The organism is Photorhabdus sp. RM322S (assembly GCF_042879395.1).
Classification (GTDB): Bacteria; Pseudomonadota; Gammaproteobacteria; order Enterobacterales; family Enterobacteriaceae; genus Photorhabdus; species Photorhabdus khanii.
Genome location: NZ_JBHFKW010000056.1, coordinates 1 through 21,339 on the forward strand (window position 1 = coordinate 1; position 21,339 = coordinate 21,339).

Consider the following 21,339-nt stretch of genomic DNA (forward strand, 5'->3'; position numbering starts at 1 on the left):
TTATGGGATATTTGAGCTGGATATGAATACGAGACTGCCCATTGAAGTGGCCGCTTAAAAGTTGGCGGTTATCGCAGCTACCCGGTCACTACCCCTAGGAGCAGAGCTGATGAAAGCGGTTAATGCTGCCTTTGACTTTCTAATGGTTAATTTCGATAAAATTAATCAGTTCCAGTCTGCCGATGAAGAAGACAGATATAACTATGGCGAAGAACTTGAAAATATTTTAACGACACTTTCAGGTTTATCAGGCGTTGTATATGAAGTTATCGGAAATTGGGTATGGATCAGCGGCGAAACCAGAGAACATAAAGGTGAGTTAAATGAAATGGGCTGTAAATGGGCGCCGAAGAAAAAACAATGGTTTTATCGCCCGGAAGAGCATAAGAGCCGCTGGAACCGCAAAGAACACAGCATGGATGAGATCCGCGAAATGTATGGCACTGATGGAAAGCGCCGGGCTACAGCTCGCAGAGCTGTAGAAATGCGGGCTTAACAGAAAAGAGGGGGTATAAGCCCCCTTATAAGCAATTCCAGGGGGAGTTATGAATCAATTCAACGAAAAGTACGAACCAATTTTCAATCGTGTCTGCGCATTCCTAGGGAAAGGCTGGCGCATAGATAAGCGGGAGAAGCCCGATTTTTACCGCATCAGATTGATGAATCCTGAGTTAAAAAATTATTCAATCAGCGCTAGGCTAGAAAAAGATCGGTTGATACTCACCGGGGGCGTTATCCGTAGCAATCGTTATTGTCAGTATTCAACATGTAGTGTTTCGCCATCGCGCTGGCCGTGGGGAATAGCCGAAGATATCAAAAAGAAAATTTTAGTTGATGCCGAGAAGCAAATTGCATTTGCAGCCGCAGATCAGGCTGGGGTTAATCGCCAGAGAGAAGAAAAGTGTCAGGTGATCCATTTGCTTTCCCGCTTAGTGAATACCCGTGACTATAACGGGTATTATGGGGTTATGTGCAGTATTGAAACGCAAGGAATTAGCGGGGATGTTGCGGAGGGGTATGGGGAAACTTACAAGCTAAAACTTCACGATCTCAGCAAAGACCAGTTGATAAAAATTGTGGGTTTTTTATCCAATTTAGAGAGGTAACAGCCAGCGCGGGTATCGAACCCGCGCTTTCTGTACATTACATGCAGATATTGAGAGGTTTATAATGGAACCAGTATTTTTTACAAGGTCAAAAGGGCGAGTCAGAAAGATGCTGGCTGTCTATAGTGACGGCCAACAGTACAAGCTACAGTTTACGGTGCTTGATCGCACAAACCCGACCCGCGAAGAGCGTACACAGGGCATCAAAGAAAAGCGCTTTGAAACGCTTAACGAAGAGTATTACGTTAATATTTCGGACGTAATAAAGCCTGATAAGTATCCCTTGCAGGAACTAACACTCGAATTTATCAATTTTCTGAATGGTAAGAAAATGATGATCACTGAAAAGCCAAGCCCGGAACAAGTTACTACAGCTCGTGAAGCAGCTGGATTATCCCTGTCAGAAGCAGCACAGCACTTTGGTATGGTTTATAACGCGTGGCAAAAGAAAGAAAATAAAGGGACGACAGGCACCAAATTATCTGTTGGTGAGTATAACTACTTACTGCTCCTAGCTAATCAGCATCCAGATCTGATAGCTGTTCACCGTTTACCTGCGGATAAAACACCGCAGCAGGAAGCTGCTCAGGCTGCGTTGGATCTTGCCCGGTATTTAGCTGCCGGTGCTCATTCAGAGGTTGTTCTGCCAACGGTCGTTGATGCTATGTTTGCTATTTTGCAACAGCGCATCCAGGCTGTTAAGAATGAGTGGGATCAGGATTTACCATTGGGCGATGTAAACTCTGGCGCAAAAGTCTGATAAATCTATTCCTGGCGAGCATGGGATTTTGAAGTGTCATTTTACGGGGGGAGCTTGATAGACAATTTGCGCTTAAGTGATATAATGATTAGCCTGTGTAACTTCCCTAAGTCATACCTTCCAAATTTGTGCTGTGCCCCTGTGGGGTAATAGTCTTCCGTTAGGCTGCTTGATCTAAAGAAAATCTTTTTCGGAAGCCATGTTGATGTTCCTGTAAAATGATTTGTTTCCATGTTGTCAACATGATACACCTGCGGTATACTGTTTCCAGATTGGAAACAAGGGGTATGGAAATGCATGTTATTTCAAGGGAGCCGTTTGATTTAGCTACACGCCGCTACCCAAATAGTTCCGCCGCACTTGATGATCTATATAAGTCGTTGCGGCGCTTAAAGTTCAGTTCTCCAGATGAAATGAAGTGCATATTCCCTAGTCTGGATCGGATGAAATATCGGGAAAAATGGTGGGTCATTGATGTTGGCGGCAATAATTTAAGAGTGATGTTTTTTGCAGATTTTGAGCGCGGGAAAATTTTTATCAAACACATATCAACCCATGCAGAATATGACAAATTGACGGATTATTACCGGAGGAATAAAGAATGATGATCAACGAAGCAATTCAGGCAGCAAATGGCCTGGTAAGTATTGTCCCTCTCTTAGGGGGTAGCACTTCCCGCAAAGATTATGATGAGGCTATGAAGCTGGTAGAATATCTGGTCGAGCACAATCCAGATAGTCCGCTGGTCGATATGCTTACGGCTAAAATTGACACCTACGAAAATAATGCACCAGAGTTTACAGAGTTCAATGAACGTATTGCTAGCACACAAAGCGGTGTAGCAATTCTACGTACATTGATGGATCAGTACGGCCTGAATCAGACTGATTTTGTGGACGAAATAGGGAAGCGTTCATTGGTTAGTCGTATTTTGAAAGGTGAACGTTCGTTAACGCTTGAAGCTATGCGTAAACTCTCAGTTCGCTTTGGTGTACCGGTTAGCGTTTTTATTGATTAATTGATAGCAAAACGACACAACAGGTAGCCTGTGGTCATTAAAAAAATTCTGGTATTACTACCCGCTTAGTTGCGGGTTTTTTCATGCGCGTAGCGCATAGAAGGCGGTACACGGATATTGTATATGGCACAGTTGATTATCCGCCGAAGCCCGGCGTAAGCCGGTACTGTTTTAACAGGGATCACCTGACACTTCCCCATCCCTGCTAAGCTATACAGGCTTTCCGCGATGATTTTGGTTAGTTAAGCCTGGCGAAGCCCCCCGGTGAGCGGGCCTGATGGCGCGGAGCGACGTCAGGGGCGTGATTTCCGGGGTCTTTGCAACGGCAGCAAGCTGCCGGTGCTTAGAGGGCTGTGCTTCTGAAATTGAAGCGATATTTTCTTGATTTAACACGGTAGCTGTTAAGCAGGTTTTCGATAAAAATAGAGCAGGTATTTCATACCCGCTCTATTTTAGATGATATGTATCAGTTTGATGAGGTGTTTTGGGTTGCGGCCTGATATTGTTCTCTTGCCTGCGGAGTAAGAGCCGATAATCCTCTTTTCTCTTTTGTATCCTGTGCTGAAATAATCAAGGTAAGCTCATTTACCATAGAGTTTGCGCCAGTGTAGATACCATATATTGCAGCTGCAAAGCAGAAAGAAATAATTATTAACGTTGTAGCTAGGATAAAAGATAATCGCCGTCCTTTGGGATCAGCCAAATCAAAGTTATTAATTTTATGCTGTAAAGATTTAACTTTCTCATCTATATCTGAGAATATCTTTTCAGTATGTTGTTCTAGGCTATTTTTAACAGCCTCATCAATATCTTTGATTGTCGTATTTTTTTGGACTTCGATACTCTTTGCTAGCTTTAATGCAGTATTTTCTGCATCTTCTACAGCATCAGCTACCAGCTTGATTGAGCTACTTATCGCCTGTTCAATTTCTGTTGGTAGGTTCTTTATCTGGTCGTGGATAGTACCTACATCACCCAATAATTCGATTATAAGTGCGTCACGTGCCGTTCTGGGAGTTTTTTCATTGTACTGCATACGATATTGTTCCTTAGAAAAGGTTGTCATAAACATAATCAAGATTTCGTTTTACACCTTTTGCAAGTGATTTGAGGCCAAACATATCAGCCCACATATTACGTTCTTTATCGCTTGCTTCCTTATTAGCTTTAAGTAAGGATTTATAGTCTGTGGTGTCTGAAAGTAAGGCATCAACCGTAAGCCCTTTAATTGAAAGAGCGTCAAATAATTCATTTTCAAAAATTGTGCATTTTTTGTTAAGTGTGAAGTTTTTTTCTTTTTTATAACGAGCTAAAATGAATGGGAATTCATCGTCTACATCACTATCAACACGGTTGAATACAATCCTTATTTTTTCTTGTGGAATACCTATGCCAGCAAGAGTATCTAACATTTGTATAGTTTCTTTTTGTTCTTTAGTACCAGATGTGACAGGTATAACGAAGTAATCGAACTCTTCATGAGAATCATCGAATTTAATCATGTTATTCATGAAATCTTCAATGTTAGAAGCGCCGATATCTATGATTGCATAATCTTCTAACATTATTTTCTTAAAAAGATCACGGAATTTATTTCCGTTCATTTTTTCGACATCAATGCCTAACCCTTCGGCTGTTTCATTTATGGATTCGATTGCAAATATTTGCGCATTATTCATTCTTGGTGACAGTAAATGTGCTGCAACGGTAGTTTTTCCAACGGTGCCGGTATAATTAAGAATCGCTACTTTCATTTTCATCTCCGAGTGAGTTTTTGAGTTCTTCTAAATCAATGGATTGGTTTCTAAGTTTTCTTAAGTCTGCCGGATTTCTTATAGTTATCCGGGATGTTTCTTTTGCAACATCTTCCTTAGACTCATTTATATCATCTGTCTTTTTAGACACTGTTTTATAATTTTCAGCTGCACAATATTTCTTTATATAGCGTGTGAACTGTGGATAGCTTATTTTAAGGTCAGGGTATGATTCAAAAATCATCTTAATCGTTTCACCGAGAACCAGACGCTGCTTTATTTCTTCCAGTAACGGTAAAAATTGACTTCTCCCCTGTCTAGGATTCTTACGCCAGTCTGACATGATTTACCCCATGTGATGAGATTGGCCCCATTGTAGATGGTTACTGCCAATAATGCAACTCAGTGCAATATAGTGCAATGCTCATCCCGAGCAATGAAATTTAATGCAATATAGTGCAATCGTCAAGGGGTTTGTGAAATTTAATGCAACCACGAAACTCAAACAGAGGCACGTTACCGACTGTATACAAATGCCTGTCGGCCTTTGCATACAGTCGCGTGCCAAAGGGGATACCCCTTTGAAACCCCGCACATGGCGGGAACATCGTCACCAGTCCTGGTAGGAACTTTATGGCTGCTAAACAGAAGAAAGAGATCGTGGTTTCATTGCGCATTACTCCTGATGAGTTTTCGCTATTTGAAAAGCAGATAAAAGAATCCCAACTCAGCCGTTCAGCATTCTTTAGAAAACTGGTGTTGGATAAAAAAGATTTTATAAATATTGAGGTAAAAGATACTCGGCAACTATTATACCTTTTTAATAAGTCCAGTAATAATATAAATCAGCTGGCTTTAAAAGTTAACGTTTCTCATAAGAATGGTACAATATCAGATAAGAAATATATTTTGTTTCTTAACGCCCTTCTCAATATCGAAGCACTTATGAAAAAGGCGGTGGAAGATGCTGATTAGGTGCCGGGGTTATAATTCTGGAGTCAAAGAATATTTAGAAGAAGGTCAAAAATCCGGGCGTGAATTCTCGCGTGATGAACTAGACGAGCGAGTTATATTAGACGGAAATTTGGATTTAACTGAAATGGTTTATAAAAGCATTCCAGATAAAGGACAAGACCGCTATCTCACTTTTACTCTTTCCTTCAAAGAAGATCATATTGATGAGGTATGGCTCTTTGCTATTACGCAGGAGTTTAAGTCTTTCCTTATGAAATCATATTCTGAGGATGAGTTTAACTTTTATGCGGAAGCTCATCTTCCAAAGATTAAAACAATGAAAGATCGTAAGACGGGGGGAATTGTAGACCGGAAACCTCATATTCACATCGTCATGCCCAGGAAGAATTTGTTGTCCGGGAATGAAATGAATCCAGTAGGAAATTACAAGCAGAATGAAAAATACTTTGAGGCTTTTCAAGAATACATTAATCAAAAATACGGGTTGGAGTCACCAAGAGATAATATGCGACTCACCCCCACAAGTTATGCTGATATGCTTTCTCGCTATAAAGGGGACGATTTTAGAGCGAAGAATAAAGACTTCAAAAGCCAAATATTACAGCGGGTCTATAATGAGGATATTAAATCTAGGCAATCGTTCTATGATCTCGTTTCTCAGTACGGGGAAACCAAAATCAGGAACGCCGGTAAGCCTACTGAATATATCGCAGTTAAATTAGAAGGTGATAAAAAATTTACTAACCTAAAGGAAAGCATTTTCAGTGATGATTTTATTGTTCACCGAAGGATTACAAAACCTCCGTTGGAGAAATATATCATTGAAGGTCGTCTTTCAGAGTGGGGTAAACGTGCAGATGAAATTAAGTATATAGATAAAATCTCGTCTGAAAAGCTGAGGGATAAATATTATTCCTCTGATGATAAATTGAAGGCGGAAATTATGCACTCATGTATCTATAAATTTAATAGTGAATATCGAGGTTATAATGACATACGAAGTAAACGGCAGACAAATAACCAGCGAAGTTTTACTGAAACTCAAAGAGGAAGTGCTTCCCCATTTACCGATAGCGTGCAAAACCTGTCCAATGGCGATGTGGCAGGTTCACGGCGAAGGCAAGGAAATAAAGGCTTATTGCCGGGTGATGCACGTTTACACATGGCAGACCAGCAAGCCAACGGAAATCCTGGATTGCGACGCACTATACGAGACGGAAGAGGAAATACCGACTTCTCAAGGAAATCAAGATACGAGTCAGGATATGTGGCAAAATATGAGAGAGGAAATGGATTATCCTCACAACGAATACAGTTAAATCCTTTTCCATTCTTTCCAAGAATTAAAAACAGAATTCCTACATTAGATGAAGTTAAAAAAAGAGGTGATTTTCTTTTTCCTGTAGGAGAAATATCTAGAGCTGGTAATGAAATTATTATACTCAAGCGTGTTAATAAAATATCCAAAACATCATCTTTGCCAGCATGGTTGGTTAGGAGAATATGGAAGAATAATATCTCTCCAAGAATGAAAAATATCTTGAGAAATATTGATCGTGATTTTTTTGAAATAAGGAGGGAAGTTCTTTCTGACAATAGATTCAGCAAGGATGAAAAAAATCAAATTGTTTCAGTGATTAATTTTGAGCGTTTAAAACGCAGAGATGCAGTTCTCAATAAACAAGAGGGTCATCCTATGGGAAGTCAAGATATTCGTAGCATGTTTGATAAGAAAGTGTTGGCAGGTTATACAATTAGTGCGCCTGAACAGGAAGAAAAGAAAGAGGCGAAAGGTCGTTTTTCTCAGTTTATTGAAAAATTACGTAATCCGACTGATTACTCTAAGGTTGCCGAAGATGCAAGAAAAAATGTTGAAAGGCATTTAGATGCAAGCAATATTTACACAAAGCGTTCCAGGAAAGGTAATGTACATTATTTGGACAAAACTAATGATAAAACACTCTTTATCGATACTGGAAAGTACATCAGTATGCGAAAAAATGGGCTTAGTAAGGACAGTGTAGCGATTGCATTAGAACTTGCTCAAGGGCGATTCGGCAGTACTTTAAATATAAAAGGATCCCAGAAATTTAAAGATATGGTCATAGAAGTAGCAGCAGAGAAGGGACTTGATATTCATTTCACCGATAAGAAGATGAATCAAGCTCTTGCTGAACGTCGCACAATGCTTGCGAAGCAGGGGGAGATGAAGCTTATACTATTGAAGGCGGGGTATCATCTAGCTATGAGCAAGAAAAAGGGAAGGCTCACGAGGACGGACGTAAAGAACAAGAGCAATCAGCTAACCAGCAACAACATACCGCTGAACATTTACCGTTTTATCGGTCGGTTGAGCGCTTAAAAGGGACTATTGTTAAACACGGTGGTGCGCCGTACTTAAATAAAGAAGGAAATAGCGATAGCTATTATGTGACTTTGAGGGATCGAGACGGAAATACAACAACTCAGTGGGGAGTTGGTTTAAAAGATGCCCTGAAAGGTTTCAAACGGGGGCATCAAATCGCTTTAGAATTAAAAGAATCTAAACCGGTACAAGTTACGGTTCGTGATGATAAAGGACAGTTTTCTACTCGTGATGCTGTGCGGAATATATGGGAAGCAACGCGATTACCATCAACTCCGAAGACACGATCCAGCTCTAAAATTGAGCGCGTATTGGAGTCCACGTTCCAGGACAACAGGAACTATCGGGAAGAGTTTATCAAATGGCAGCAGACACAGCCTGTAACAGTGAGTATGCAATTGGAAAAACTGGTCAAGACGGAAAACCCCGGCGTTACTGGCAAAGATTTGTATAAGCTTTATATAGACAAAATTGAACTTCAAACAAACCAGGATAAAACGATTGAAACACCTGAACAGTTTAAAGTTGAATTAGAAAATTATACTCAGCGTATTATGAGTGAGGCTAGTGTTGATAGAAAAGCAGCAGAAGAAGCAATTGAAAGAGCAGAAATAAATAACTTCGACGATTTAAGATCTTGGTCAGAAAGTGGTTGTTTTAAATCAGTGGTATCTCAAGCTGAGGGAATATATGAAGCTTCAGAAAATTACAAAGCAAATACACAGCAAGATGGGGAAAGACAAAAACGTGATTACAATGGCCCGGACTTAGAAATGTAATTGACCAAACTTCAGTGAGAAGGAAGGGAGGGGCCTACATGGTAATAAATTTTGTTGACAATAACCCCGCATATTTTATTATGAAATTGAACAAAATGGGCCGCATGAAACCAACGTGAGCGGATCGGCTTTTCATGCTTATGGGCGTGTATGTATGATTTAGCTTAAATGGAATGTTCGGCATGGTGCCGTGTCACTGGCGTAACACTTCGCCCCGCCACACTAAACAACCCGAAGAACCCTGGCTTTACGCCGGGGTTTTTTGTTTCATTCTTCCCCAAATCTCTCTACTTATACAATGTACTCAAGACCTGGACGTTTTGCTTTTGCACCAGATGATACGACAATATGGAGAGCATAAAAAAGTGTGGGGCACTTTATTTAGTTGGATATAAAGTCATACTTATCAGGGAATCTGAGCGAGTAGAGCTATTGGTTATCCGGTCAGCACTTCATCAGAACGTGATTTGCAAGACTACCGCTTCTTGCTCTCACATAATTGCCCCACAGATTTTTATGCTCTCCTGCTACGCCTACGTTGTCAGATTTCCAATGTTTACATTGTGCAAAAACCTTTATGCCGTCCCGCTCCATAACGATATCTTTACCGCCGTCTGGACCGTAGTTTGTAGTTGTAGCTCTGTAACCCAGACTGTTGAATAATTCTCTTATAAATTACTCAAATTCTCTCCACGATAACTCACGAATAAACCCAAGAGCATCGTTATGATGTGCAGCGTTTAAAAGTACCTTTTTAAACATTGTTTGCTGTTTGTAACGAAAATAAACGCTGGCAGAATATGTAACAATGAAAAATGCAGTACAAGAATGGATTATGTTTAAAATGTAATAAGAGTAAACAGGAATATATTTTTTTAAAAAAATGGAATTAGCCGAGTTGTGACCAAAAACATCAATGTAAGCAGATTTTACTTCACCCCACAAAATTTGTATTATCATGTTTGTGATTACATAATCATATCTAAGTATATACACTGCGACTGTAATTACTGAAATTAGTACACAGGCAAGATGTGGATTACGTAAGGGAGCATTTTTTCTAACCCCGATTGAAGCCCATTCGTTTTTTTTCTTTTTGTGTAAACGGAGAATTTTACTGCTAGGGGACATTATATAAACCGCTGTGAATGGTATAGCTAATGCCCCTATTAATGCGAACGTATTAAATTTAAAAAAAACCAGTATGCTTATAAAAAATACAAATGCAAGGTTCATATTTGTAGCATATGGATTTTTCTTCTTGAATCTGCGCTTTCTTTTCATTACAACATTCCAATTTATTGTTTCAGTAGTAGCTGTGATACGGTAAGTTGAGCACCGTTAGGTGTGATGTGTATACCATCTGTGGTACGAATCTGTATGCCGTTTAACGCTTCATTGTAGTTATCACCGAGTACCTTTCGGATATCTAATATTTTGATACCTTCTAACTGTGCGGCTTGTATTATTGATTGCCGTGTATTATTCAATAAATTATTTTTATCAACGTCTTTTAGTGCCGGTGGTAGAAACCAGACTATGTTTTGATTCTTTGTTTTTATGGCCTGAATGAAGTTTCTGGCTTTTGAAATATAACGAAGGCTGTCAGATTTTCGGATATGATCATTAGTACCGAGAATGATAAAAACGGTATCGTAACTTTCAAAATTAAACTGTTCGGCGTAGTTTTGCCAATTCAGCAATTTGTTAGATTCTAACCCGCTACCTACTTTATACCGTGCATCCATCGGTTTCATGCTGCTATAGCTCTTAGCAATTTCATAACCCAATGAGTCACCAATAAAAATAGGTCTGCTGTATGAAGTAGTAGAGAAAAAAATGGCACTTATAATGCTCAATTTAAAAATATTCATCACAGCCAATATCCGTTATTAGCCATGTATCACCACTAATGCTCTTATTGTTCTTTAAAAGAAGGGAACATGGCATTGAAGCCATATCTATTTTTATTACTGTGCTATCACTCCCTTGTACCATATAAATCTGCTTTATCTCTTTAGGGGTCCAGTGGAAGAACCCTCGAAAATGACGAGTCAGGGCGCGTAATGTGGCGTTATGGTAAACAATAACCGCCAGCTTCTGTTGATTGTTGTGCGATTTATAGTAATTTGCAATAATGATATCTATCAAACGCACCGCGTTTCTTACAGAGGCCACTTTTATGTCAACAGAAACCATCGATCACACTACGCTGTCCCGCCTGGTTGAAGCCGGTGCCGTCCGGGGGGCACACATCGTCGGCCAGCCTGGCGGATGGGCCGTCATGGTCCAGTACGGGATTCTGGAGCGCCCGCTGGCCGCGCAGCGCAGTCGCAATGTGCGGCTCTTCCGCCGTTTTGAAACACTGGTGTCGTACCTAAAGGACATTGGCATTGCCCGTTTCGATGTGGATTCGTCGAACTATACGCCCGACACCATTACTACCGCCCGGCGACCCGATCGCGCCGAAGCCCTGAAACGAGCGCATGAGGCTGCCGCCTATGATGCCTGGTTCCGTGAACAGATCCAGGCCAGTATTGATGATCCGCGCCCTGACATTCCGCATGAGGTCGTGGAAGCCAGGTTTGCCGCGAAACGCGAAGCTTTGCGCAAGAGTATGGGGAACAAATGAAGATTGTCTGGCGACCGATGGCAGAGGCTGACAGGGAAAACATCTTTGATTACATTGCACAGGACAACCCCCGGGCGGCACTTGAATTGGATGAGGATTTCAAAGCCAAGGTTGAGATCGCAGCACGAAACCCGAAACTCTACAAAGCGGGCCGTGTGCGGGGCACTCGCGAAATCGTGGTGCGACCGAACTATGTGATGGTTTGTCGCATAGAAGACGAAAGCAGCTCAGTGATAGTGCTGCGCGTCCTCCATGCTGCACAGCAATGGCCGCCAACCAAGTGACACAATTTCCGGCGAAAGAACCCTTCACTCGTCATTTTCGGGGGTTCTTCCACTGGACCCCCTTTAGTTTCAAGACCGGTTATTTCACGGGTAAGCACAAAGCTATCTGCAATCGCTGTGAAACCGCTCAACTGGACATTGTTAGTTTGTGTTGAGCTGACGATATGGTGTTGATGCTGTGCTGGTAAAGCCCCCAAGCTGGACCCGCAGGAAGATAAAATAAAACAAGCAAATGTGATAAATCCTCTATTCAGAATCATCATTTCCCTCTGCTTTTTGTGCGTTTGAAATTACATTTAAGCTATTCTCCCCGATATCAAAGTCACTTTTCATAAATTCAAGCGTTAAAGCGGTATTCAAATACCGGCTAATCAAAAGTTCCTTTCTCACCAACCCACGTAAATTTCGTGGGGTCCCAACAGGGTTTTCAAAAAAACGTGAGTCCCATGAATGATCCCTGTTATCACCGATGACAAATACATATCCATCAGGTACGACCCACTGGTTATAAATTGGCTTTACATATGCTTTATTGTTATCTGTCACGAACTCATATGGCTGTGGACTGCGCTCTTGATAAGCCAAATATGAGCTGTAATTCTTTGTTTGATATTTAAGCTGCCCGATCACCGTTCCGTTCACTTTTATCGCTTTATCTGCGGTGTAAGTAATCATGTCGCCGGACAATCCTATTATGCGTTTTACATAAATGAATGAGGGGAAAGCGGGGGCACTGAAGACTACAATGTCTCCGCGCATAAGTTGATCCTGCCCTGTGTTGATTGGTCTTGCGAGAATCAGATCTCCGGCTTTCAAAGTCGGAGCCATTGAAGATGTAGGGACAATGTAGTAGTCCAGTACATATGATTTAATGGACCATACGATGAGAGAGACTATGAGTAGAGTTAAAGTGTAGAAACTAGGTTTTCTTTTGCGTATTAGAACGTATGCAATACGGATAGTTAGGACGATAGCAAAGGTACTTATTAAATTCATGAGCTTCAGTTTTCAGATAGACCAGAGCTGTAATGTACCTTTTATCGTTGCGTGTTTTTCTTAGTTATGTGAAGCAATAGTATCATTTTTTATGCTTCGCATAAATCACCATTGCTTTTAAATAGCCACCAAACCATAACATATTCAGATGGCTGCTTATATTTAACACTAAGAAATGGGATTTTTTTCTTCTGAAAAAGTCAGATATGATTTTTTATCATCAATTTTCCTAAACCCAATAGATTTTATAGACCCATCATTAACAGGTTTGAAAAATACATAATAGCAATATACATATACTAACAATAACATTATTAAAATTAAAAACTTCACTATAGTGATTAATAAGTTGAAATTAATTAACTCACCAATGAATGCCATAGTTACAAGAATATAAATCATAATGATATCTAATTTTTGATTATTCCTAATCAAAAGGTATGCAGGATAAAAACATGAGGCTGTTAATGCAACTACCTTTAGCATATCTAAGTATTTATTGGTTTTCATTTATCCACCATTCAGGAGAAATCAAGTAATCACCATTAACATACCACCCTGATTTTATTAATTCTTTTTTGGTATTGTATGGTTTATTCATAAAAAATGACATGGGAATTTTATCATTTTTCACTACTATGTCCGATCTACATGATGCAATCCCAATGTATTCAATTAAATCCATTAATTTAAAACCACCATGCTCTAATATATTTATTGATTCAAAACAAATATTGCTCCTTAAATGCAATATGATTTTATCAATATCTGACTTTATAAAATTATACAGGTTTCTATTTTCATCAGTTGTGAGTTTTTTCCTGTTTATTACGGTGTTATTTATATTACTGGCTGTATTGTTTTTTTCAATCCACCAATAAGGAGATATTAAACTGTGTTCAGAAATATTCCATCCGTAATCAATGAGAACAAGAGCGTTATTGAAACTGTATTTTGCTAACTTACGTTCATTAACTTCAGGTAAGAAAGTTATTTTATCGGTACAATCATCTACGATTCCCATATCAACAAGCATTTTCCTTATAGCTTGTTGATTTCTTGCTATTTTAACCGATATTTCATCGAGGTTGATATTATCTTTCATCATACCAAGTACAGACCGAACTTCCGCATTCACCCACACTGTATTGGTGCGTTCTATTTCATCTACATGCTTGATAGGGAATTGCTCTGAATTAATCCACCATTCAGGTGCTCTTAATGATTCTTCTCTATGTGATAAATCATAGATCCAACCAAGCTCCAGTAATTTTGGAATAAATGAAGCATGAGAAGTTACATACAGTAAATTAGTATATTTTGATGCAGAAACAGACTTTTCTTTACTGTTTAACTCACAAAGACCAAAATTTATTAATTGTGATATGACTTCATTCCGGCTTCTTCCTGTGAACCTACATAATTTTTCTATAAAAAAAGGTTCATTTATCATTCCAAAAAACTTTGTTATTTCAGAGGTGGTCCATACAGTCAAATTTCTCATATTAAATCCAACTCAATTAAAAAACTAATTTTAAAACGGTATAGTTCCAGCGGCTTAATAACCCATTTTTTCAAAATTTTCTGAAGCTATGATAACTGTTTTAACACTATCTAAAATTTCTATTTGTTTGTTAATCAGTATTCTATTTCCACTGGTGATTATATTGTTATTGAGGATGTCCTCAAATGTATCTTTCAGGTTAAAAATATTAATATCAGAACCATGATTTTCTAAATTAACGGAGTAGTAATTAATAACCCAATGTGTTTTAATTAACTTCTCGCAAAGTTTTATACAAAAAGCACTAACGCCATATTGCCCTACTAATACAGATTCAGTATGAAATAATAATTCTTCATAGATTATTAAGAAAATCAAACTTTGGCTAGTAGCACGATGCGCTTCTAATAAATGATTTATTTTGTTTATATTTTTACCTAGATTGTTTTCTTCAGGGAAATATAGCGTTACTGAATCTTTGTTTTTCCATGTAGGATTATTTTTATTCAGCTCAATTTCAACATACTTTTGCAACCAAATAAATTTAGTTTCCTTAGATGTGATAGACGTATAAAATACAAAAAATGGCACATTGAATAATAATGCATACTTTATTGTCTTAACTGGAAAGTTATTCATTTTTACATCATCGTCAAATATCGCTTTGGTGCCTTTTGATTGCACAAAAAACAATTTCCCGTTGGTTGATTATTTGCAAATACTTCAATTATAAAATCTGTACCATAGTCACGTTCATCAATTGAACGTAACACCCAATCAGTGCTAGGTATCTGATTATTAATTATCTTTTTTGCTTCTGTTTCAATTACGTGTGTATTAGATCTCACTTTAAGCCCTTTATGTATTAATACTGTAGATTACGTGCGGCAGCTTCTAAGCGTGTTACTCCTCGCTTATCATAGCGTTGTGTCGTAGTAACGCTGCTATGACCCATAGCCTCTCTGACTGTCAGTAGATCTTCTCCGTTCTCCAACAGCTTTGTTCCGTATGTGCGGCGGCAGTCGTGCGGTGTAAATGAGTCAACACCAGTTTCTTTTACCAATTTATCAAAAATATAGCGTATTCCATCCGTTGTTATTCTATCGCATGTTACATCATCATTTTTACGAATACGCGTAAATATTGCCCCTGAATGGTCCCCTCTTACGGTATCAATCCACAATTTTGTGCGGCGGTAGGTATCATCCGGCATGAAGTTTTCCCGTTCTTTATTGCCCTTCCCCATGATTCTGACTGAATAACCGTCAAAATTTATGTCACCGTATTCCAGTAAAGTGACTTCAGCGCGACGGAGCCCACATCCCAGCATCAGCGAGATCATGGCAGCATCACGTATAGCGGTCGCAGTATTAATACTGTCAAGATACTGATAAATAATGTTTATTTCTTCGCTGCTGAGTGACCTTCCTCTACCAACTCTGTTACCTCGAACTCGTCGGATACTTCTAATGTCTTGATAGGTATCACTGTCTATAATGCGCGAGGCTCTGGCTTCTTCAGCTACACCCTTAATAGCACTTAAAACCAGATTGACGCTGTTAGGCGTCTTTTTCTCAATAATCAGTTTCTGAAGGACTAACTGGACAGAATCACGATCCATAATCGACCAGTCAAAGCTGAACGGGTCCAATGAACGGAATATTTTTACTACCGTTGTCAGGCATGAGCGCATTGTTTTTTGGCTCTGCTTTGAGCGCAGCCTTAACAGATAGCTGGTAGCCGGATTGTTCACATTTTTCGTCTTGCTACTTACATCAACAATACTTGTTACGGCGTCACTTAATATTAGTTCTCCCATCTGCCTCTCCTTTATACTAAAAATCGGTGTGAAATTTCGGGTTGATTCTGGCGCGTCTAACTGCAATGACCACCGCAAATCGCAAAAGATTTTTTCTTACTACATTAAATGGCTATTTAACCGAGTAAAGGGTAACACAGCTACTGATCACCGAAAAGTGACAATCTGCGTATTTTTACTAAAAAATACTTGCAAAATTAATAAGGATTATGGATGGAGGAGATAAATAATTTAGGACTGTAATTTTTGGTCATCTTTTGGATAGCTGTGTTTATTTCGTTTCTCTGTACAAGAAAAATTTAGATACACAGGCTGTTGCTAACTGTAGCGACCTAAAAACAAAAAGCACCAAACCTGCAATAAACGGGGTTTGATGCTCAGTCGAACGAAAACTCACGTTAGGCGAAAATATCTGTCTGAAAAATCGATTAGTGGACGTGCGTGTGTACTATGTGTCGTTTTTCGATTTAAAAGACGCCATTTTGTCGATGATTTTCACTGTCCATAATGTTTAATATATCGGACAATTGAAATATTATTAAGCGATAACCGATAACATAACTAAGTTAAACAACAGTCGTCTTCTGAAAATGATGATTGTGGTACTGGTGATTCTTTGTCCTTTTGGCTATTATAGCTATTCAAGCTATTTTAGATGGTAGGTGATGTATGGAAGTTATTCCCGCACAATTAGCTAAGAACCAATTTGGTGATCTGCTTATGAAGGTGCAGCGTGAGCCTGTAGAAATTAGTAAACATGGTAAGCGTGTGGCTGTAGTCATTTCTCCTGAAGAGTATGATCAGTTCGCGCAGCTCAAGCTACAGAGTTTGAAAACCGTTCTGGCTGAATCTATTGCACAAGCTGATCGTGGCGAATTGTATAGTATTGATGATGTGTTTTCACCGTTGACGCCTGATGAACTTGAAGGTAAGGCTTAGGGATGGGGGTTCGGTTTACTAAGAAGGCCAGAGAGCATATTCGTGCAATAAAACTCTATTCTATGCGTCGATGGGGGCCAAATGTTGCGGAAGTTTATGTTACTTCGTTGCGCATGACCATGACGGAAATTCTTGATCGTCACCCATCCTCTGGCCGTGATCGTAGTGAAGATCTTTACTTTGGTGTACTGAGTTTTCCCGTAGAGAGCCACATTATTTATTATCGTGAGGTTCCAACGGGTATTGAAGTATTAGCGGTGTTGCATCAGACGCAAGATCCACATAATCATCTGTAATAGGGGTTTGATGTTCTACTTACGGCACTGTTGCAAAGTTTAGGAAATTGATTTGCTCAGTTAAGTCATTATCTGTAACGACTCGCAATCGAAATAGATACATCACCAAAAATCATTATTCAGGACAACGACGACGAGGAACTGGTAGATGATGAATCCATTGACGATGATGAAATAGATGAGACTGAACCTGAAATAGAGGTAGAACCAGAACAGGAACAGGAACCTGAATCGCCCCCTGAAGCGGAAGAAAATCCAGAACCGACTGAACGCCCCCGATTTTCTGCACCACATCGCCGTGATGATGGTCAATGGGTTGTTAAATTCGAATACAGTGGCCAACATTACTCATGGGTAGGCCAGTCTGATAATTTGAGAGATATGCTTTACATAAAGTACCTGACATCAGGATAGGGTATAGCCCAAACTGACACTATCTTGATTGATTTAAAATAAATCAGTATGATTAACTTTGAATCAAATAAAAATAAGGAGTCGGTAAATGAAGAGTAATATGACACTAGCAACAACCAAGGTACTGACCGCACACGTGCCACTGCCGATGGCCGACAAAGTGGACCAGATGGCAGCCCGACTTGACCGCTCACGTGGCTGGATCATGAAACAGGCACTTTCTGCATGGATCGCCCAGGAAGAGGATCGTGATCGCCTGACCCAAGAGGCGCTGGCAGACGTGGATACGGGTCGGGTTATCGATCACCTAGCGGTGCAGGCTTGGGCTGACAGCCTCGGTACCGACATGCAACTGCCGATGCCGCGTTGATGGAACTGAAGTGGACCAGTAAGGCGCTCTCTGATTTGGCGCGCTTGTATGAATTTCTGTCTCTGGCTAACAAGCCAGCTGCGGCTAGAGCTGTGCAGGCACTGACTCAGGCACCGGCCATTTTGCTAACCAACCCTCGTATTGGGGAACAACTGTTCCAGTTCGAGCCACGGGAGGTTAGGAGGATTTTGGTTGGAGAGTACGAGATTCGTTACGAGGTTATTGATTCAATCATCTACGTGCTGCGGTTATGGCATACTCGAGAAAACCGTTGAGATGGCAACGTCGTCCCTAAGCCATGAGCAATCTGACGGAAATTTCGGCGGTTCCGGTGTACAACCCAACCTGGCATTTTTTGCTTAGCGTACTTTAATTTCCCTTTCGCCAAACGCCCCCAAAATTGATGAGAAAAAAATGGATACTTGGTTAGCGTTAAGATTTTAATACTCTTTTCGGGTTCCGCCGAAGAACCCGTTTAAGTCAAAACACCCCCCAGATGGATTGAAACTGCTTTCACACCCATGACGTCAGAATCATCCTCTCCTCGCGGGATTTCAGCTACAGGTGTATAACTTAAGCAACCGAGTTCTGACATATGTAGCCATCATTCCTAAATAGCTTTCAATCCTCCCAAAAAATAATTTTTCAATCTGCCGATCACATCACTATAAAATCTCTATGGAAGATTTTTAGCTGAATGAATACAAGATTGCCGATTGAAGTGGTTATTTAAAAGTTGGCTATTTTTTTTCATCAATTTTGAACCCTATCGGGGGATGGGCAAAAATAGCCAAAACTCTCATCAATCCAGACCTTTCAAGTTTAAATCTACACAATTAGCATGAGTTAGTTTAACTTTTTTTATAATATCTCCTGCTGCGCGGGTTTGCCCGTGAATCTCCTGCAAAATTGCGCACGCAGTTAATATCCCGTTTTCATAATTTGTTAATTTTTTCATGTGTTTATAATTCCCGTTGTCACAATATTTAAATCGAAATTCCTAATTTTTTAATCAAAAACTACTTAACGTGATTTTTCGCTCCACTGAGCATCAAACCCCTAAACGGCAGTTTTCAACCCACATTAGGTGATTCTATCCGTGTCGCAAACCCCGATTAAATGATAATGAACCTGCACTATTGAACGTTTCTGGCAATAGAAAGCCGTATGAAGTGGACTTAAGTGATGGATCTTATATTGATTTAGTAGATGGACTTACAAAACACAGGGATGATATTTAATCATCCCCAATTGAACACAGTACATGCGAAAGTGACTTATTCGTTTTCCTTCAACCAGTGCAGAACGTAGTCATTGATAACGTTTTTCATCGTTGTGTTGTGTTTAACACAAGCAGCCTTAAAGCGAATCTGAATATCTTCATCGAGATCGACATTAATACGTTTTGTTTTCTTACTATTATTCAATATCTTATCTAAATCTCTGTTCTCACCATACTTCATTTTTGCGGTTTTACTAGTAGTATTAACTTTCTCAAGTGCCATAAAAATATCTCTTAGTTTTGTTCTATTTACACTCATTTATGCAAAAGCGCATGTGTGTTCTTGTGTATTAACACATATGTGTATTTGAGTGTTATTCAAACACTTTTAAGATTTCTTTTGTCAGTATCTCAATTTCACCTTTAGCGTTACCGTCATTAGTTTCAAAAACACTCTGACCATCTAGAATTGACTTGATATAGCTCTGCCTTTGTGAAATTGCAGTTTTAAAAGAAGGTATGCCTGTTTCTTTCAGATTTTCTTTTAACACACTTAGCATTGACGTCTGCTCAATTTTACGTGTGATCAAAAAACGAGCTTCAACTTTTCTACTATATGCTTGTGCTTCAAGAACCGATATAACGCTTCCTGCCGCTGAAAAATCAAGTGGGCTTGGAGTAACAGGTATTATAACCAGATCGCTTACCATAATAGCCGCAGAAGTGATTACCGACAACGAACCAGCACCGTCCACGATACCATAATCGTATTCAGCTAAATCTTTGCGAATACTGTACACATCCTTTTCACTTGCTGCGGTAAATACATCAAATGCACAATGACCTTCCTGTGACCAATTTGTAAGACTCATCTGGGGGTCTGTATCTACAACTGCGATAGTTAAACCTGCATTACGCATTGCAGTAGCAACATTTATAACAGTAGTAGTTTTACCAGATCCACCCTTGGGATTTAGAAATGATATGACCTTCACTTGTAACCCTCATATGTGTAAATGTGTTTTCTATATTATCAGTGAAAGTCACAAATCAATCAATGTATATTTGTGTTTATGTGTATATGCGTTAACACACATAAGTGTATTTGTGTGTAATACTTATATAAACTTTATATTCGCATTAGTTATTATAAAAAAGTACCAACACTAGGGTTAAACAACGCCGCAAAGCGGCGTTTCTTTTTGAAGTTTTAAGTCAGAACAGCAAAAGAAAATTAGCTAAAAGAATATGGTGTTAACTTTTAAGTCACCATCACTTAGGTTTATTTAACAAAGGCTCTATTTTTTTATTGGCGTTATCAAGCCAATTTAAGCTGTTAGTGCAGTCTCTTTCTTCTCTGAAGATGGTCAGAATTTTATTGTAAGCATTTTCTCCGATCATAAAATTGATGCTGTTTAAATATCCATATAATGGATCCCGTATGATCACATCATCATCTGATACGGATTGACCACATGCTTGATAACGAATATTTATGATATCTCTGACAACATTCATACAGGCAGAGCAATTCGACTTGTATTTCTCTAAATCAGAATATCGTTGTCCTTTAATCCCGTCTAATGCCGAATAGTTACTACTCATGACGGGTTCTGATACCAGTGCAGTAAATAGCAATAGAGAAATGCATAATGACTTTTTCATTTTCAGCACTCTTAGTTCACTTTGCCCTGTTGTCGCATAATAGCTGTAGTTCGGACCAGATTTCTGATTCTGCCTGACTCAATACGCTATCTAACTGCACAGGTGTAGAGGCTTGAAACATAGTTTGCTGCTTTTCAACGCTTAATTTACCTGACATGATTTGAACGCCGGACATAATCATACTGTGATACAAATTTTGACGTTCTTTTTCACCAGATGAGAATATACTATCCAGCATATCAAGAACACCGTTGTAACGCTGAATATCAGTTTCACTACACTGAGTAGGGTTCATAAGCGGTCGCAGTTCCTGCAATTTTTCACGGGCTTTAAATAGCGCATAATTCAAGACGGTTTGATCTCTCTTTAATTCTGCAATAACGTAATTATGGTTTTGTGTATTGCAATTTGAATTTGATGCCTGATCTAACTTAGCCATTT

30 protein-coding genes and 2 pseudogenes are annotated in these 21,339 nt (G+C 39.4%); 14 read left to right on the plus strand and 18 right to left on the minus strand.

Translation table 11 applies throughout. The annotated features are described in order from the left end of the window. Window positions 1-91: 91 nt before the first annotated feature. From ACGF63_RS20865 to ACGF63_RS20885, 5 genes and pseudogenes are all read left to right on the plus strand, one after another. Window positions 92-496, plus strand: a pseudogene (locus ACGF63_RS20865) (molecular chaperone DnaJ); the annotation flags it as partial. A 49-nt stretch (window positions 497-545) separates the two neighbouring features. Then, on the plus strand, window positions 546-1,106 hold the full coding sequence (locus ACGF63_RS20870; protein WP_387632950.1) for a hypothetical protein: 561 nt from the start codon (window positions 546-548) through the stop codon (window positions 1,104-1,106). Between the two features lie 331 nt (window positions 1,107-1,437). Next, window positions 1,438-1,656, plus strand: a pseudogene (locus tag ACGF63_RS20875) (hypothetical protein); the annotation flags it as partial. 503 nt (window positions 1,657-2,159) lie between these two features. Further along, window positions 2,160-2,471, plus strand: coding sequence for a type II toxin-antitoxin system HigB family toxin (locus tag ACGF63_RS20880; RefSeq protein ID WP_387632990.1), 312 nt, complete (start codon window positions 2,160-2,162; stop codon window positions 2,469-2,471). After that, window positions 2,468-2,884, plus strand: a complete 417-nt coding sequence (locus ACGF63_RS20885; RefSeq protein ID WP_387632951.1) for a type II toxin-antitoxin system HigA family antitoxin — start codon at window positions 2,468-2,470, stop codon at window positions 2,882-2,884. Before ACGF63_RS20880 ends, ACGF63_RS20885 begins: the two co-directional genes overlap by 4 nt. Before the next feature lie 466 nt (window positions 2,885-3,350). Here the strand turns inward: ACGF63_RS20885 and ACGF63_RS20890 are convergent, their stop codons facing one another. From ACGF63_RS20890 to ACGF63_RS20900, 3 genes are read right to left on the minus strand one after another with little or no spacing between them, the layout of a single operon-like run. Continuing rightward, on the minus strand, window positions 3,351-3,920 hold the full coding sequence (locus ACGF63_RS20890) for a hypothetical protein (protein WP_387632953.1): 570 nt from the start codon (window positions 3,918-3,920) through the stop codon (window positions 3,351-3,353). 13 nt (window positions 3,921-3,933) lie between these two features. Continuing rightward, window positions 3,934-4,638, minus strand: coding sequence for a StbB family protein (gene stbB, locus ACGF63_RS20895; RefSeq protein WP_387632955.1), 705 nt, complete (start codon window positions 4,636-4,638; stop codon window positions 3,934-3,936). Beyond that, window positions 4,619-4,981 (minus strand): hypothetical protein, encoded by a 363-nt coding sequence (locus tag ACGF63_RS20900; protein ID WP_387632956.1) that lies wholly within the window; start codon window positions 4,979-4,981, stop codon window positions 4,619-4,621. Before ACGF63_RS20900 ends, stbB begins: the two co-directional genes overlap by 20 nt. A 290-nt stretch (window positions 4,982-5,271) precedes the next feature. On the opposite strand from ACGF63_RS20900, the gene ACGF63_RS20905 reads away from it, so the two are divergent. The 3 genes from ACGF63_RS20905 to ACGF63_RS20915 all read left to right on the plus strand — a co-directional run bounded on the left by ACGF63_RS20905 (window position 5,272) and on the right by ACGF63_RS20915 (window position 8,757). After that, entirely contained in the window at window positions 5,272-5,613 is a 342-nt protein-coding gene (locus ACGF63_RS20905; protein ID WP_387632957.1) for a plasmid mobilization protein, read from the plus strand. Then, window positions 5,603-7,975 (plus strand): LPD7 domain-containing protein, encoded by a 2,373-nt coding sequence (locus ACGF63_RS20910; protein ID WP_387632959.1) that lies wholly within the window; start codon window positions 5,603-5,605, stop codon window positions 7,973-7,975. Before ACGF63_RS20905 ends, ACGF63_RS20910 begins: the two co-directional genes overlap by 11 nt. A gap of 68 nt (window positions 7,976-8,043) precedes the next feature. Further along, window positions 8,044-8,757 carry a hypothetical protein gene (locus tag ACGF63_RS20915; protein WP_387632961.1) on the plus strand — a complete coding sequence of 238 codons (714 nt, stop codon included), beginning with the start codon at window positions 8,044-8,046 and terminating at the stop codon, window positions 8,755-8,757. A gap of 444 nt (window positions 8,758-9,201) precedes the next feature. Here ACGF63_RS20915 and ACGF63_RS20920 read toward each other — a convergent pair whose 3' ends face one another. The 4 genes from ACGF63_RS20920 to ACGF63_RS20935 are packed head-to-tail and all read right to left on the minus strand — an operon-like array spanning window position 9,202 to window position 10,935. Beyond that, the gene (locus ACGF63_RS20920; protein WP_387632992.1) at window positions 9,202-9,429 is read right to left on the minus strand and encodes a restriction endonuclease; all 228 of its coding nucleotides are present in this window, start codon (window positions 9,427-9,429) and stop codon (window positions 9,202-9,204) included. Between the two features lie 3 nt (window positions 9,430-9,432). Further along, on the minus strand, window positions 9,433-10,041 hold the full coding sequence (locus ACGF63_RS20925) for a hypothetical protein (protein ID WP_387632962.1): 609 nt from the start codon (window positions 10,039-10,041) through the stop codon (window positions 9,433-9,435). A gap of 14 nt (window positions 10,042-10,055) precedes the next feature. Then, window positions 10,056-10,631: a GDSL-type esterase/lipase family protein gene (locus ACGF63_RS20930; RefSeq protein WP_387632994.1), complete on the minus strand. Its 576-nt coding sequence runs from the start codon at window positions 10,629-10,631 to the stop codon at window positions 10,056-10,058. Then, window positions 10,618-10,935, minus strand: a complete 318-nt coding sequence (locus ACGF63_RS20935; RefSeq protein ID WP_387632964.1) for a hypothetical protein — start codon at window positions 10,933-10,935, stop codon at window positions 10,618-10,620. The genes ACGF63_RS20930 and ACGF63_RS20935 overlap by 14 nt, the downstream gene beginning before the upstream one ends. Before the next feature lie 4 nt (window positions 10,936-10,939). Here ACGF63_RS20935 and ACGF63_RS20940 point away from each other — a divergent pair, with 4 nt between their 5' ends. Further along, on the plus strand, window positions 10,940-11,389 hold the full coding sequence (locus ACGF63_RS20940) for a hypothetical protein (RefSeq protein ID WP_387632965.1): 450 nt from the start codon (window positions 10,940-10,942) through the stop codon (window positions 11,387-11,389). Further along, window positions 11,386-11,673, plus strand: coding sequence for a type II toxin-antitoxin system mRNA interferase toxin, RelE/StbE family (locus tag ACGF63_RS20945; RefSeq protein ID WP_036845044.1), 288 nt, complete (start codon window positions 11,386-11,388; stop codon window positions 11,671-11,673). Before ACGF63_RS20940 ends, ACGF63_RS20945 begins: the two co-directional genes overlap by 4 nt. A 246-nt stretch (window positions 11,674-11,919) precedes the next feature. Here the strand turns inward: ACGF63_RS20945 and lepB are convergent, their stop codons facing one another. The 5 genes from lepB to ACGF63_RS20970 form a co-directional block, all read right to left on the minus strand. Beyond that, a complete protein-coding gene (gene lepB, locus ACGF63_RS20950; RefSeq protein WP_387632967.1) occupies window positions 11,920-12,669 on the minus strand; it encodes a signal peptidase I in 750 nt (249 codons plus the stop codon). A 168-nt stretch (window positions 12,670-12,837) separates the two neighbouring features. Then, window positions 12,838-13,179: a hypothetical protein gene (locus tag ACGF63_RS20955; protein WP_387632968.1), complete on the minus strand. Its 342-nt coding sequence runs from the start codon at window positions 13,177-13,179 to the stop codon at window positions 12,838-12,840. Then, on the minus strand, window positions 13,166-14,173 hold the full coding sequence (locus ACGF63_RS20960; protein WP_387632970.1) for a hypothetical protein: 1,008 nt from the start codon (window positions 14,171-14,173) through the stop codon (window positions 13,166-13,168). Before ACGF63_RS20960 ends, ACGF63_RS20955 begins: the two co-directional genes overlap by 14 nt. 54 nt (window positions 14,174-14,227) lie before the next feature. Further along, on the minus strand, window positions 14,228-14,866 hold the full coding sequence (locus ACGF63_RS20965) for a hypothetical protein (protein WP_387632972.1): 639 nt from the start codon (window positions 14,864-14,866) through the stop codon (window positions 14,228-14,230). A 172-nt stretch (window positions 14,867-15,038) separates the two neighbouring features. Next, window positions 15,039-15,926, minus strand: coding sequence for a tyrosine-type recombinase/integrase (locus ACGF63_RS20970; RefSeq protein WP_387632973.1), 888 nt, complete (start codon window positions 15,924-15,926; stop codon window positions 15,039-15,041). A 735-nt stretch (window positions 15,927-16,661) separates the two neighbouring features. Here ACGF63_RS20970 and ACGF63_RS20975 point away from each other — a divergent pair. Both ACGF63_RS20975 and ACGF63_RS20980 read left to right on the plus strand, forming a co-directional pair. After that, window positions 16,662-16,931: a type II toxin-antitoxin system Phd/YefM family antitoxin gene (locus ACGF63_RS20975; protein ID WP_387632975.1), complete on the plus strand. Its 270-nt coding sequence runs from the start codon at window positions 16,662-16,664 to the stop codon at window positions 16,929-16,931. Between the two features lie 2 nt (window positions 16,932-16,933). Then, the gene (locus ACGF63_RS20980; RefSeq protein ID WP_387632976.1) at window positions 16,934-17,227 is read left to right on the plus strand and encodes a type II toxin-antitoxin system RelE/ParE family toxin; all 294 of its coding nucleotides are present in this window, start codon (window positions 16,934-16,936) and stop codon (window positions 17,225-17,227) included. A gap of 115 nt (window positions 17,228-17,342) precedes the next feature. Here ACGF63_RS20980 and ACGF63_RS20985 read toward each other — a convergent pair whose 3' ends face one another. Then, complete coding sequence (locus tag ACGF63_RS20985) at window positions 17,343-17,516, minus strand: hypothetical protein (RefSeq protein ID WP_387632977.1); 174 nt, start codon at window positions 17,514-17,516, stop codon at window positions 17,343-17,345. 213 nt (window positions 17,517-17,729) lie between these two features. Between ACGF63_RS20985 and ACGF63_RS20990 the strand changes: the two genes are divergently transcribed. Together ACGF63_RS20990 and ACGF63_RS20995 are read left to right on the plus strand one after the other, a co-directional pair. Further along, a complete protein-coding gene (locus ACGF63_RS20990; RefSeq protein WP_387632978.1) occupies window positions 17,730-18,011 on the plus strand; it encodes a CopG family ribbon-helix-helix protein in 282 nt (93 codons plus the stop codon). Then, window positions 18,011-18,286 (plus strand): type II toxin-antitoxin system RelE/ParE family toxin, encoded by a 276-nt coding sequence (locus ACGF63_RS20995; protein WP_387632980.1) that lies wholly within the window; start codon window positions 18,011-18,013, stop codon window positions 18,284-18,286. The genes ACGF63_RS20990 and ACGF63_RS20995 overlap by 1 nt, the downstream gene beginning before the upstream one ends. 527 nt (window positions 18,287-18,813) lie before the next feature. On the opposite strand, the gene ACGF63_RS21000 is transcribed toward ACGF63_RS20995, so the two are convergent. The 5 genes from ACGF63_RS21000 to ACGF63_RS21020 all read right to left on the minus strand — a co-directional run. Continuing rightward, complete coding sequence (locus tag ACGF63_RS21000; protein WP_387632982.1) at window positions 18,814-18,969, minus strand: hypothetical protein; 156 nt, start codon at window positions 18,967-18,969, stop codon at window positions 18,814-18,816. 319 nt (window positions 18,970-19,288) lie between these two features. Continuing rightward, a complete protein-coding gene (locus ACGF63_RS21005) occupies window positions 19,289-19,516 on the minus strand; it encodes a plasmid partition protein ParG (RefSeq protein WP_387632983.1) in 228 nt (75 codons plus the stop codon). 91 nt (window positions 19,517-19,607) lie between these two features. Then, the gene (locus ACGF63_RS21010; RefSeq protein WP_387632985.1) at window positions 19,608-20,228 is read right to left on the minus strand and encodes an AAA family ATPase; all 621 of its coding nucleotides are present in this window, start codon (window positions 20,226-20,228) and stop codon (window positions 19,608-19,610) included. Between the two features lie 277 nt (window positions 20,229-20,505). Then, window positions 20,506-20,898: a hypothetical protein gene (locus ACGF63_RS21015; RefSeq protein ID WP_387632987.1), complete on the minus strand. Its 393-nt coding sequence runs from the start codon at window positions 20,896-20,898 to the stop codon at window positions 20,506-20,508. A gap of 16 nt (window positions 20,899-20,914) precedes the next feature. Further along, the coding region (locus ACGF63_RS21020) for a hypothetical protein (RefSeq protein ID WP_387632989.1) at window positions 20,915-21,339 on the minus strand (425 nt) is incomplete at its 5' end.

Excerpts from the sequence above, each read along its gene's own strand:
- ACGF63_RS21005 (WP_387632983.1), bottom strand. The coding sequence starts at position 19,516 with ATGGCACTTGAGAAAGTTAATACTACTAGTAAAACCGCAAAAATGAAG.
- ACGF63_RS20945 (WP_036845044.1), top strand. The coding sequence starts at position 11,386 with ATGAAGATTGTCTGGCGACCGATGGCAGAGGCTGACAGGGAAAACATC.
- ACGF63_RS20880 (WP_387632990.1), top strand. The coding sequence starts at position 2,160 with ATGCATGTTATTTCAAGGGAGCCGTTTGATTTAGCTACACGCCGCTAC.
- ACGF63_RS20890 (WP_387632953.1), bottom strand. The coding sequence starts at position 3,920 with ATGCAGTACAATGAAAAAACTCCCAGAACGGCACGTGACGCACTTATA.
- stbB (WP_387632955.1), bottom strand. The coding sequence starts at position 4,638 with ATGAAAGTAGCGATTCTTAATTATACCGGCACCGTTGGAAAAACTACC.
- ACGF63_RS20910 (WP_387632959.1), top strand. The coding sequence starts at position 5,603 with ATGCTGATTAGGTGCCGGGGTTATAATTCTGGAGTCAAAGAATATTTA.
- ACGF63_RS20925 (WP_387632962.1), bottom strand. The coding sequence starts at position 10,041 with ATGAAAAGAAAGCGCAGATTCAAGAAGAAAAATCCATATGCTACAAAT.
- ACGF63_RS20940 (WP_387632965.1), top strand. The coding sequence starts at position 10,940 with ATGTCAACAGAAACCATCGATCACACTACGCTGTCCCGCCTGGTTGAA.
- ACGF63_RS20980 (WP_387632976.1), top strand. The coding sequence starts at position 16,934 with ATGGGGGTTCGGTTTACTAAGAAGGCCAGAGAGCATATTCGTGCAATA.
- ACGF63_RS20955 (WP_387632968.1), bottom strand. The coding sequence starts at position 13,179 with ATGAAAACCAATAAATACTTAGATATGCTAAAGGTAGTTGCATTAACA.
- lepB (WP_387632967.1), bottom strand. The coding sequence starts at position 12,669 with ATGAATTTAATAAGTACCTTTGCTATCGTCCTAACTATCCGTATTGCA.
- ACGF63_RS20930 (WP_387632994.1), bottom strand. The coding sequence starts at position 10,631 with ATGAATATTTTTAAATTGAGCATTATAAGTGCCATTTTTTTCTCTACT.
- ACGF63_RS20870 (WP_387632950.1), top strand. The coding sequence starts at position 546 with ATGAATCAATTCAACGAAAAGTACGAACCAATTTTCAATCGTGTCTGC.
- ACGF63_RS21015 (WP_387632987.1), bottom strand. The coding sequence starts at position 20,898 with ATGAAAAAGTCATTATGCATTTCTCTATTGCTATTTACTGCACTGGTA.
- ACGF63_RS20990 (WP_387632978.1), top strand. The coding sequence starts at position 17,730 with ATGAAGAGTAATATGACACTAGCAACAACCAAGGTACTGACCGCACAC.
- ACGF63_RS20905 (WP_387632957.1), top strand. The coding sequence starts at position 5,272 with ATGGCTGCTAAACAGAAGAAAGAGATCGTGGTTTCATTGCGCATTACT.
- ACGF63_RS20900 (WP_387632956.1), bottom strand. The coding sequence starts at position 4,981 with ATGTCAGACTGGCGTAAGAATCCTAGACAGGGGAGAAGTCAATTTTTA.
- ACGF63_RS20885 (WP_387632951.1), top strand. The coding sequence starts at position 2,468 with ATGATGATCAACGAAGCAATTCAGGCAGCAAATGGCCTGGTAAGTATT.
- ACGF63_RS20975 (WP_387632975.1), top strand. The coding sequence starts at position 16,662 with ATGGAAGTTATTCCCGCACAATTAGCTAAGAACCAATTTGGTGATCTG.
- ACGF63_RS20960 (WP_387632970.1), bottom strand. The coding sequence starts at position 14,173 with ATGAGAAATTTGACTGTATGGACCACCTCTGAAATAACAAAGTTTTTT.
- ACGF63_RS20995 (WP_387632980.1), top strand. The coding sequence starts at position 18,011 with ATGGAACTGAAGTGGACCAGTAAGGCGCTCTCTGATTTGGCGCGCTTG.
- ACGF63_RS21000 (WP_387632982.1), bottom strand. The coding sequence starts at position 18,969 with ATGAAAAAATTAACAAATTATGAAAACGGGATATTAACTGCGTGCGCA.